At 37.7% G+C, this 9,546-nt stretch carries 8 protein-coding genes and 2 tRNA genes; 6 read left to right on the top strand and 4 right to left on the bottom strand.

From position 1 onward, the window contains the following. Positions 1–248: 248 nt before the first annotated feature. From AB1422_12685 to AB1422_12665, 5 genes are all read left to right on the top strand, one after another. Positions 249–683 carry a biotin/lipoyl-containing protein gene (locus tag AB1422_12685; GenBank protein ID MEW6620168.1) on the top strand — a complete coding sequence of 145 codons (435 nt, stop codon included), beginning with the start codon at positions 249–251 and terminating at the stop codon, positions 681–683. Between the two features lie 81 nt (positions 684–764). After that, positions 765–838, top strand: a tRNA-Gln gene (locus AB1422_12680). A 288-nt stretch (positions 839–1,126) separates the two neighbouring features. After that, on the top strand, positions 1,127–1,273 hold the full coding sequence (locus tag AB1422_12675) for a hypothetical protein (GenBank protein ID MEW6620167.1): 147 nt from the start codon (positions 1,127–1,129) through the stop codon (positions 1,271–1,273). Positions 1,274–1,546: 273 nt separating this feature from the next. Further along, positions 1,547–1,622, top strand: a tRNA-Glu gene (locus AB1422_12670). 51 nt (positions 1,623–1,673) lie between these two features. After that, positions 1,674–3,020 carry a multiheme c-type cytochrome gene (locus tag AB1422_12665; GenBank protein MEW6620166.1) on the top strand — a complete coding sequence of 449 codons (1,347 nt, stop codon included), beginning with the start codon at positions 1,674–1,676 and terminating at the stop codon, positions 3,018–3,020. Between the two features lie 34 nt (positions 3,021–3,054). Here the strand turns inward: AB1422_12665 and AB1422_12660 are convergent, their stop codons facing one another. Genes AB1422_12660 through AB1422_12650 form a run of 3 tightly spaced genes read right to left on the bottom strand, consistent with a single transcriptional unit; the run spans position 3,055 to position 6,094 of the window. Next, positions 3,055–4,077 (bottom strand): hypothetical protein, encoded by a 1,023-nt coding sequence (locus AB1422_12660; protein ID MEW6620165.1) that lies wholly within the window; start codon positions 4,075–4,077, stop codon positions 3,055–3,057. A gap of 17 nt (positions 4,078–4,094) precedes the next feature. After that, the gene (locus AB1422_12655; GenBank protein ID MEW6620164.1) at positions 4,095–5,642 is read right to left on the bottom strand and encodes a hypothetical protein; all 1,548 of its coding nucleotides are present in this window, start codon (positions 5,640–5,642) and stop codon (positions 4,095–4,097) included. 2 nt (positions 5,643–5,644) lie between these two features. Beyond that, positions 5,645–6,094: a hypothetical protein gene (locus AB1422_12650; GenBank protein MEW6620163.1), complete on the bottom strand. Its 450-nt coding sequence runs from the start codon at positions 6,092–6,094 to the stop codon at positions 5,645–5,647. Between the two features lie 405 nt (positions 6,095–6,499). Between AB1422_12650 and AB1422_12645 the strand changes: the two genes are divergently transcribed. Next, positions 6,500–9,397 (top strand): hypothetical protein, encoded by a 2,898-nt coding sequence (locus AB1422_12645; GenBank protein MEW6620162.1) that lies wholly within the window; start codon positions 6,500–6,502, stop codon positions 9,395–9,397. Here the strand turns inward: AB1422_12645 and AB1422_12640 are convergent. Further along, the coding region (locus AB1422_12640; GenBank protein MEW6620161.1) for a hypothetical protein at positions 9,326–9,546 on the bottom strand (221 nt) is incomplete at its 5' end. The genes AB1422_12645 and AB1422_12640 overlap by 72 nt on opposite strands.

Here is a 9,546-nt window from a genome sequence, read left to right as displayed (position 1 = left end):
TTGAAATTTGATTTGTAATTTTGCATTTTGATATTTAATATTTGATATTTATTTGTTGTCTCCCTCAAATCCTATTTTGCAGAACCCTATACACTATTTTAACCTTTATGCTAGATTAAGACACCACCAAATATTCTGCCTTCTATCCTCTGTCTTCTGACCTCTAATTATTATCATATCATATTTTTTTATTAAAATCAATAAAAAAATACTTGCATTATCGAAAATTATATAGTAAAATAAAAACTATGGGAAAAGATATAGAAAAAACACTTCATGAGATTATTGGATTGGCGACAACAGCCAACCTTGAGGAATTAGAGATTTGTGAAGGAAAAAGACGAATAAGAATTAAAAAAAAAGTAATCCCTCAAGAAACGGAATTAATCCCGGAACTTCCTGAGGAAGAAGAAGTGCCAATAGAGCAGGATAAATATGAGAAAATTATTTCTCCTTTGACGGGTATATTTTATCGTGCCCCGGCACCTGATGATGAACCTTATGTAGAGCAAGGCAATGTTATTGAGCGGGGAAAAACTGTTTGTATAATTGAGGCAATGAAATTGTTTAACGAGATAAAATCTGAGGTATCGGGGAAGGTTATTAAAATTATGGTAAAAAATGGTGCGCAAGTAAAAGAAGGAGAAATACTTTTCTTAATTGAGCCGATGGTATTGGAGTAATGAAGTGTTGGGAAATTGGGTCTAAATCCACTTCTCCATTACTCCAGGGTAGTTAAATATCCGTGAATGCTATGATTTTATTGGGGAGTCGTCTAATGGTAGGACAGCAGACTCTGGATCTGTTAGTTGAGGTTCGAATCCTTGCTCCCCAGCCAGGCAAAAGGGTAAGTGGATAATTACTAATGTTAGCGATAAGAAGATATAAGTACCTGTTTAGCGTGGTCAGAGAGCACAAATGAATAGTACTGATTTAGTGCGAAACCACTTTAAACACATTAAATATTAAAATGGAAAATGACATATCAAATATCATATCAAAAATCAAAGAGCAAATATCAAAATTAGTAAGCGTTCAGGTGGTGTAACAAAAGGAGATGTGGAGATTAAGGAGATAGGGAGATATTATTAAAAAAATTGAAATTAATAGAAACTAATAGAAATTTATGGAAATTTGTTGTTTTCCACAATCAATTTCTACCTATTTCTATAAATTTCAATCTATTTCTATTATCTTATCTCCATATCACTCTTATCTCCTTATCCCCTTTCTTACACTTTTGATATATAGCCTGAACGGTTACCAAAATTAAGGAATTCTTTTATTCTTATTTTTGATTTTTAATATTTAATATTTGATTTTTTTTGTTGCCTTACAACTATTTTTGCATTTTGCTTTGTCCTTTTGATTTTTACATTTTGATATTTGCATTAAACTCTGCGTCTCTGCGGTAAAGGATTACCTGAACGGTTACAAATCGCTGGACTTGACCAGAAACACTGAAAAAAACATCCCAGCATTTCTGGCAGGTGCTCCGGGTTGTTGTGTTGAAGACATTTTGCAGGGAATATCTCCCTCACATTACGGCGCCATCGTCTAGGGGTCCAGGATAGGTGGTTCTCAGCCATCAGACCGGGGTTCGAATCCCCGTGGCGCTACCAGTTCCCTGCTACTACTTAATTGAATCACTAATTATACAAAGAGGTTGAAAAATGAAGAGGTTATTACTTTTATTATTAGTAATTTCTCTGGCTGGAATGCAGTCACCAGTCAAAGGAAAAGAGACAAATATTTCTATTCCCACAATTCAAATATTTTATTCGGGTAATATAAAAGGCTATTTAGAGCCCTGTGGGTGTGGAGGTAAAAGAGGCGGCGGTCTGGTCAGATGGGCTACTTTTATTAAAGAAAATACGCAAAATGCACCCATAAATCTTGTCCTCGATTCAGGCTATTTTGTCTCAAGCCAAAAAAATATAAAAGATGTGAAAAATGAATATATCGCCAGAGCAATGGCACAAATGCACTATGATGCGATAAATCTAAGTGAAAAAGATATACCACATCTTGACAAAAATACGCTGATTAATTTAAAAGAAAAATATAATCTCCCATTTGTTTCTGCCAATATATTTGACAAAGATAAATTACTTACAGCCCCATACATAATTAAATCTTTTCCTGGTGTTGACAAAGAAATTAAAATAGGTATCTTTGGACTATCCAGACAAATCAAATTAGAAGAAGGGTTAATTATAAAAGACCCAATCGATGTTGCTAAAGAAATCGTCAAATCATTAAGGGATAGATGTAACCTTGTTATTGCTCTAACTCAACTAACCAAAGGAGAATCTTTAGACCTGGTAAAAGGAGTTGAGGGAATAGATATTATAATTTGTGATGAATTGTTTAGAGTGACAAAAGAAGGAGGGGTAATCAAGACTAACCACACTTTAATTCTCCAACCATCATCTAAAGGGGATGAAGGAAGATGTATTAAGGTCTATCTTGATAAAGGAATAACCTCTTTTGAAGAAAAAAATAGTGTTCTTGAGGAATCTGTGCCAGTGGATGAAAAAATAGCCAAAATAATTGAGGAATATAAGAAAGAAACCCAGGAGAAAGGCATAAGTCAACCCGCTAACCCATTTGTTCGAACGATATATGCCGGAACAAAAAGATGTAGTACCTGCCACGACAAACAATATAAACAATGGAAAAAGACAAAACATGCAAAGGCATTTCAATCCCTCCAGAGAGTTAAGGAGGAAAAAAATCCTGAATGCCTTAAATGTCATACGACCCATTTCAAAGAAGATAATGGTTTTTCAGACTATCAGACGACACCTGATTTTATTAATGTTGGGTGTGAGGAGTGCCATAAATTAGGAATGGTGCATCTAATCACCCGTCAAAACCCTTTTGTAGATAAGCAGATAGCAAAGATTGGGGATAAACCTGGCAAGGTAGATTCAAGCGGGATTTGCACAAAATGCCATACCACGGATAAAGACCCAAAGTTTAATTTTGAGAAGGATAAAAGAAAGGTAAGCCATTAGGAGCAAGTGAGAAAGCGAGCAGAAGAGAAAATATTCATCGTTCTTGTTGAACAACAACTTCTCCTTGATGAAATGTAAAGGTATGACTATCTTTTATAACCAGATTGTATGAAGTGTAGGAAAAGTGCTCTTCTGCGACGGGAATATCTGTTTTTATAAGAGTTGCTGGCCAGCAGGATTCCTGATTAAAAAGGCGTCCGGTGATATTTATGGTGGGCCAAATACTTCCATTATTGGGTAATAATGCCCCGGCAATACACACAAAAAACCTGATTTTTCCCTCTGCGTCAAACTCACTTGTGCCCAAATTCGCCATAACCCCATACGCCGCACAACCATATCCATCTGATTTTGTTACCTGGGATACCTCTATATTTGGTGAGGCACAAATTTGCTGTAAATCAATAAAAGATACTTCATCTTCTTTCCTGATTTCTTTTACCGGGAGAAAAACACTCATAGAAAAATCTTTGACCTGGTATCCAGTAGCATTTTCAATATCATAACTCAATGAAAGTTCCCATTCGGATTCATTGAGTTTGGAGGAGATGTAGGAGGTTTTTATTTTAATACCTTGAAAATCAAAACCCTGCGCTGTCCAGTAATGACTATATTCCCCAAAATAATTGTCATACTGAGCTATGAGGTTCTGAGCTGGCGGAAGTAATATCCCTTTCCAGATATATGCGTTTTCATCCTTATCGAATTCAGGATGTTCCAAATATAAGGTTTTTTTTGGTGAGATATCTTTGAGAGAAAAAAGTGGTTCGGGAAGGAGAGAGTCTTCTAAAAAAGCAGGATATCCTTCTCCTTCCCGATATTTACCCTCTGGAATTTTCGACACCAGGTCGAGTCTCACACTTCTCTTCCCCAGATTAATAATCATCGTTTCATGATTTACTACGGGGATGAAATTTCTTGTTTGCAGTGTATCTCGTTCGATGACATAAATAGGGATGGGATGAGGCTCTTTTACCTTTCCATATACCACTGGAGAGAACATACATAGGATACATACCCATCCTATGGAAATTTTGGTTGCTCTTTTTATTCCCATCCCAACCTCTTATTTCGCTACTTTTTAAAATACATCATTGGCGCATTTGGTCTTCCCACAAAACATATCTGCTTGAAACCATAAAATTTTATGATTTCTACGGCAATCTTTGATTCCGCTTCTTTGTTACCAAAATCAAGGAGCCAGTGTGAGCCATCAACAACCTTCCAATGTCCACCGATATTTTTAGCGGTTACATTGTTAGGATTGAACGAAATGCAATCCTCACCAGCCAGGCTCCCCTGAGGTGCTTTTCCACCTGTGGTATAGTATTGCATCGGAGCATCAGGTCGTCCAACAAAGCATTGACGGTCAAGCTTGTAGTGTTTCATAATCTCAATAGCCTTTTCTGCTTGAGATTTATTGGTTCCGAAATCAAGCATCCACATACTCCCTTGAACTACTTTCCACCGACCATTTACATTTTTAGCCTTTACTTTCTTATAGTCAAATGGTATGCAATCTTCGGTGAATTTTGCCGCCTCAACTTCTGCAAATTTCCCATTGTAGCCATTCAGACAGAAATAGCCAAGAAGGTTTTTCTTTTTCTCTGCCTCATTTAAAGACCAGGCCATAGTCTGATTTTGAAGAAGTGAATAGTTCCAGAAATGATAATCCACTTCTTCTGATGAGCCAATTGGTAAACCTTTACTGCCTGCAATGAAGGTGCGAGGATTGTGGTTCATAATCGCATTTTTGAGATGGTATGGTGAGGCACAGGTATCACACGAGTTTAGAAGAATGACGGCATTATAAACACCTTCAAACGAAGTTGGCGTATTAAAATCGGCATGCGTTATTAATTTGTCATTCCACTCGACAATCAGGTCTGGATTTCCGTGCCCGATGTTATTCCATGCCAGAAGCCGTGTGCCCTTTTGTAGAATATTCATCAGGGCGGCTTTTGTGCTCTTGTTACCAATCTTTTTTTCCGCCAGTCCAAATGCCTGAACAAAGATATTGTGTATCTGGTTTGTATATTGCACTGCTGTAGAAATATCATCGCAAGGTGTATTGGCAAGTGCCTTTGGCCCATATCCCTGCGGTAGAGAAATCTTTAGATTGGCAAGAATATCCTTTTTAATCTTTAGTGTTTCAGCCTTTGGAGCGCCGGGTTTCTGTAAAACGGCTATCCGTGGACTATAGTCATCAATCTTCTGCTTTAAAATGACCTGGTCACCTTCGACTTCATAGTCCATCTTTGAAAGTGTAGCACTATATGTTGTTTTATCACGGAAAACAACCAGCGATTCAACCAAAAGTTTCTTGCCAACTCTTTGGAGCACCGTTACTATTGGTCTTACTGAACTACTCCGACCAACCAGAGTCGCAAGCTGTTGATTAATCAGTAACTTAGTTGCTTTCTCCACATTTTGTTTATCTATCTGCTCAAGAGTCAGGCGCGTGGTCAATTGAACATCTCTAATATTCGTCGCAACCTGAACCACTGAGGGAATCTTTATCACCTTGTCATCGATTATTTTGGCTCCTGGAAACAGTTGTTGTGCCCATGCTAATGGGATACAACACATTGAGAAAAAAACTGAAAATAAAAAAGTCTTCATATCTATTTCCTCCTTTTTATTTTAGATTTTACGCTTGTGGTGTCCCATAATTTATCATCAACGGATACAATGATGTATCCGGTTACATGGAGTTTAAAGACAACATGGTGAGTAACAGCGGTATAAGTTGTCTTGTAGAGGAATAGGCAATCCATCTTAAACATCGGCACTTTTCCCTTCCGCCCGATAAAGCTAATCTCCCCTTTTACTCGACGACTCTTTTCTATCTCCAAAGGGAAAATGCTCTGAATTATCTCCTTCCCCATAGTCACAAGTTTATCTTTTGATGGAAAATCTGCCTCTTTGCCACAGGAAGAAACTGAAATAATTATCTTTGGTTTAACCGTTTTTTCTACCTTGCCCATTACTCTTCCCTGAGATGAAAGGATAACACACAGGAGAACAATTCCCCAAAACAGGACAAATAATGGTCTTGACTCCTTTGCTAACATCTTCTTATTCCCCTTAAAACAACCATTTTTTATTATATCTTAACTATTATTATTTTGTCAAGAAGTTTTTTTAAAAAAAGTTTTGACTTTATAGTGTTATTATGTTATATTTATATTATAAATTTAAGATGGAATTTACCCTCGTAGGGTTTCATTCGTTGCAATGAAAGGCTAAAGCCTAAATTCCTGTTTATAAACTTGCTAGTGTGGTGTTGAGTAAGTTTTGCACGGCGTATCATCAGATTTCATAACCTGCAAACGGATAACTGGTAACTGGTTAAATAGTTTCGTCCTGAGATCAGCCAAACGGTATTTAATTACCAGTTACCAATCACCAGTTACCAGAATTAAATTCCGTGCGTTATTTGTTCAACACGACAATAGAGGAATAAGGAGGAACGAGAAATGGACAGGATAAAAACTTTGGGTATAGTTTTAGGGATTTTATTGACCGCAGAGGTAGGTTTCGCTCAAGCACCAGCTTGGGTAAATGATGGTCTCGGTGCAGATGAAGACTGGACACGGTCAACAACACAATTGTCCGCAAACTGGGCACCAGTAGTAGGTGCCAACGGTTATCTGTATGCCATTGGGACAACCCGCGGCGGAACAGATGTAGTTACCTGGACATTTGCCACAGGAACGAGTGTGACGAGGTCTGGTTTATCATTGACCCAGGGTAAAACTTACTACTTCGCGGTTAGAGATGCTTATGGTCAGCAATGGAAATCTTCTGATGGCATCAAAGTAAATATTGTGGCTACAACTCTCCGTGTTACGCCATCACCTAATGCCTTAATATTTTATAAAGGCGAAAAGAGGGCTAATTTATCCTATACCCTCTCGCTAAATGGTCCTGTTGGCGCCAGGATAACCCGGGAGGAGGTTATGTATCGATTTGGGAATGGGACAAAAACAGAGGTTTTTCTCATCTCTGAAAATATTACACCAGGGGCTCCCAAACGGTTAAATAGACCAATTATCCTTGATGATATGAAAAGGGCACAGGCACTGTCAGGAAAGGCAAACGGTAAATTTACGATTAGCCGCACATTTTCAGGCTATGATACCCTCGGTAATCCGATTCGCGGTAGTTCTCCAATTCAAATAGAGGTTCGCACTACTCTAAGAGATGAGCTGTTTAGAGTAAAAGGGATGAAAGTTATCTTACCCAAAAAAGACATTCAAAAGAAAAAAGAATTCAAAGTCGGCATCAAATTAAGAACTTCAGAGACACGAATTGGAGATGTCAGGGGAAATATTTATCTCGATGGCAAGGGCTGGCGTAGTTTCAAAGTTCCGGCAACAAAAAATAACGATGTGATAGTCTCTCCTTTTATTCCAGCTGGAGTCCGTAAATTGGAAGTTCAAATAATCTATCCCAATCCAGGAAGAATAGTAATTCCCCTTCCTATTAGTCCGGAAGAACCACCAATAGAGCCAGAGGAAGAACCACCAATAGAATCAGAGGAAGAATCACCAATAGCGCCAGAGGAAGAACCACCAGTAGAACCAGAGGAAGAACCAGAGCCAGAAGAAGAAATGGAAGAGGGCGAAGAGTGGGATGGAGGAGAGATGGAAGGCGGATGGGAATATGGGGATGTGGATGGGACAAGCGGACAACCAACACAAATAGACTGGACTGAATTTGAAGTAGATGGGGCATCCGGTGGAATTACCACAGGCTATCAAACAGTAGAAGATGAACAGAATCAAACTCAACATGCCCTATCGACCAATGTCGCGGTAAATCAGACACGCTCTCTCGACAATGGAGTTGAAATAAGAAGCGAGATTAAGGCAAATAAGCAAGAGTTCACAACCGGCGGGAAACAAAAAGCCGACCTTGATGTAGGTATAAAAAATCCTTTGTGGGAATTGGCGTTATCGGGCAAGACAGAAGATAGCTTGAATACCTTCGATGAAACCGATTACAAGAGTAAAGATGATTCTATGAAGATTGGTCTGGGTATATCCGTATTTAATAACTTCCCTATACAATTCAATTACTCTAATTCAGATAATAAAAATACAAGAGAGAATGTTGGTTCAGATAAAGAAGTTAAAACAGAAGATTTTAACTTCTCTCTGGGGAGTAAGTTAGGGCAGGCGACCACGGATATTATTCTAAATCTTGGCAAAACACAGGACTTTGTTGAAAAGAATAAAACTAAGGTAAAATCTATTGGGCTAACATCAAATATCCCTTTCAAGAAAATCTTCGAGTTAAACCTTGATATTCAATCTTCTGATACTGATAACATACCTGATGATGAAAGTTTAAAAACCTCATCTGAGTCGGAAAACTATATGGCAGGACTTATCAGCCAGATTAATGAGAAATTAAAATTTATAACTAAATTTAACTTAAATAATAACCTTTCTAAATCCCAGACCACAGAGACAGATATTAAAACATTTACCCAGGATTATGGACTCTCCTGGCAAGCATTATCTTCTTTAATCTTCCGTGTGGGCTATAACTTATCTGATACAGAAGAATCTGCCAATAGTGCTAAAACGCATCTGACAACCGCAGGTATGACTTACGATATAGGGGAAAAAAGGTTTTTGGGGCAAACAGGGATTGAATTTCAGTCAACAAAGATAAAGGATGAACAAGGTAACCCTAAATCTGAAAATACCGGATATACCTTGAACCTTCTCTTTAATCTTATAAAAGAGATGACTCTATCTTGTAATTTCAGTAATTGTGTTGATAAGTCTTATTCCTTAGATGAAAAGACACGAAATCTTACTCATAATCTTACTCTCCAACTTTCTCAGCCAGTCTTTGAAAACCTGGACTATCAAATAGGTTATGTTTTGGCTGAGCAGAAAGCCACAGAAAGAAATATAACACACAATTACAGCACAGATATAAATTACAATTTGAGGATAAAAAATCGGGATTTTCCACTTACTTTTGGGCAAACTTATATCTATTCCCCGGATGACACAGATAAAATAGATACAGAGACGAAGGTTTCCATCCGCGCTCCTATAACCGAGATAGTTTCAACATCTTATGCCTATAACATAAATAAGGGGAAAACAACGACAATTAACCAGGAAACTATTTCCCGAACAGTAGGCATGGAGATTACAAAAGCGCCTTTTGGACTTACAACCACATTTAGTTCTACTAAATCTAACGATAGTGAAAGTGAGAACTTGAATGTTGCGGGTAATTATTCTTTCCTGGACAATCTTTCACTAAACATCAGTTTTCTACAAGACCGCCCTTCCACTGAAAGACCTACAACAAGAAATGTTACTACCTCCCTGAGCTATACTTTTTAGGTAAAGACTGGGAGATACTGGTATTTGGTAACCGTTCAGGCTATATATCAAAAGTGTAAGAAAGGGGATAAGGAGATAAGAGTGATATGGAGATAAGATAATAGAAATAGATTGAAATTTATAGAAATAGGTAGAAATTGATTGTGGAA

The organism is bacterium, from assembly GCA_040757115.1.
Lineage (GTDB): Bacteria > UBA9089 > CG2-30-40-21 > CG2-30-40-21 > SBAY01 > JBFLXS01.
The sequence above is the reverse complement of the archived record's forward strand: the minus strand, read 5'-3'. Positions and strand labels throughout refer to the sequence as shown.

Bases quoted from the DNA above. Each gene is read 5' to 3' on its own strand.
- AB1422_12685 (MEW6620168.1), top strand. From the start codon at position 249: ATGGGAAAAGATATAGAAAAAACACTTCATGAGATTATTGGATTGGCG.
- AB1422_12650 (MEW6620163.1), bottom strand. From the start codon at position 6,094: ATGTTAGCAAAGGAGTCAAGACCATTATTTGTCCTGTTTTGGGGAATT.
- AB1422_12675 (MEW6620167.1), top strand. From the start codon at position 1,127: ATGGAAATTTGTTGTTTTCCACAATCAATTTCTACCTATTTCTATAAA.
- AB1422_12665 (MEW6620166.1), top strand. From the start codon at position 1,674: ATGAAGAGGTTATTACTTTTATTATTAGTAATTTCTCTGGCTGGAATG.
- AB1422_12660 (MEW6620165.1), bottom strand. From the start codon at position 4,077: ATGGGAATAAAAAGAGCAACCAAAATTTCCATAGGATGGGTATGTATC.
- AB1422_12645 (MEW6620162.1), top strand. From the start codon at position 6,500: ATGGACAGGATAAAAACTTTGGGTATAGTTTTAGGGATTTTATTGACC.
- AB1422_12655 (MEW6620164.1), bottom strand. From the start codon at position 5,642: ATGAAGACTTTTTTATTTTCAGTTTTTTTCTCAATGTGTTGTATCCCA.